The 1088-nt window shown below is 46.0% G+C and carries 1 protein-coding gene; it reads right to left on the bottom strand.

Annotated features, from left to right (window positions below; all coding sequences use genetic code 11):
• A partial coding sequence (locus AB5935_RS23925; RefSeq protein WP_368327652.1) for a helicase-related protein occupies window positions 1–1088 on the bottom strand: 1088 nt, incomplete at both ends.

Raw genomic sequence — 1088 nt, 5'->3', positions numbered from 1 at the left:
CGCAAGGCTCCATCCTTATCCAATGGTACTACAAAGAATTTGCTGACAAGGTTTTGTCCCAATCCATTGCCATGACTGCCATAGAACAAGTAGTAGCTCATACTCTGAGGTAACTCGGGATTGCGTACGGCCATGGCTTGCGACTTGGGCAATGAAGCAGTGAACTTGGTAAGCAGGTAGCTAATGATGGGATGGATATCGTATAGAGGTAGGAATTTGCTCCATTCGCTATTCGTGCTCTTCCTTGATTCTGCAATCGAACGATTCAGCCATGCTTTGTCCATGGTCAGACGGAAGATGTTATCAGCAGGAAATGCTTCACGAGGAATGTCATACAACACATCACGAAGTTCCTCGTTATTCTTCACCTCCACATAGGGTACAGTGGCATCTTCCACCATGGTCACATCACCATGATGAATGCTGCCCGTAGCTTCTAGTTCAGCAAAGAGGTCACGATAATAGCTCATATCATCAGCATAGAGCGAGAAACGTTTCTCGAAGATCTTATCATTCAAGCGTTCTACGGTAGGAGTGGATACTACGGCATCAGCACGCTTGAATCCTCCACGTTGGCGACGACGAGAGGCGGTTTGTTCTACGACCTCAGTATCTCCAGTCATCAAGGCATCTCCAATGGCTTTTTCTTCATCTTGAGCTTTATAGAGTTCCATCACACTCATGGCATCGCCAAGGATGTCGTGCACTTCTTGCTCCTTATGAAGCAGTTTGTCGATGATGGTGAAGTCTGAACGAAGTCCTTCATCATTAGTCTTATTCACCAAGTAATAGATAACCGGACGTTGCTTCTGACCATAACGGTCGATACGGCCATTGCGTTGCTCCAAGGTAATCAGGCTCCAGGGTATATCATAGTTGAACATGATGTGGCAATAGTAGTGTAGGTTAACACCTTGCGAACCACTATCGCTGGAAATGAATACGCGAATCTTACTGTCCTCTTTGGCAAAGTTGCCCACCATTTCTTCTTGCTCAGTATCCAAGAGCGAACCGTCAAAGCGTACCACTTGTTCTTTGTTGAGCTTAAACTCACGCATAATACGCTCCTCCAGATACTTCATGGTAGC

Source organism: Phocaeicola sp. RTP21198st1_B8_RTP21198_201120 (assembly GCF_040929485.1).
Taxonomy (GTDB): Bacteria; Bacteroidota; Bacteroidia; order Bacteroidales; family Bacteroidaceae; genus Phocaeicola; species Phocaeicola dorei.
Note: the sequence above shows the minus strand (reverse complement) of the source record. Positions and strands in the feature narration are given on the sequence as shown.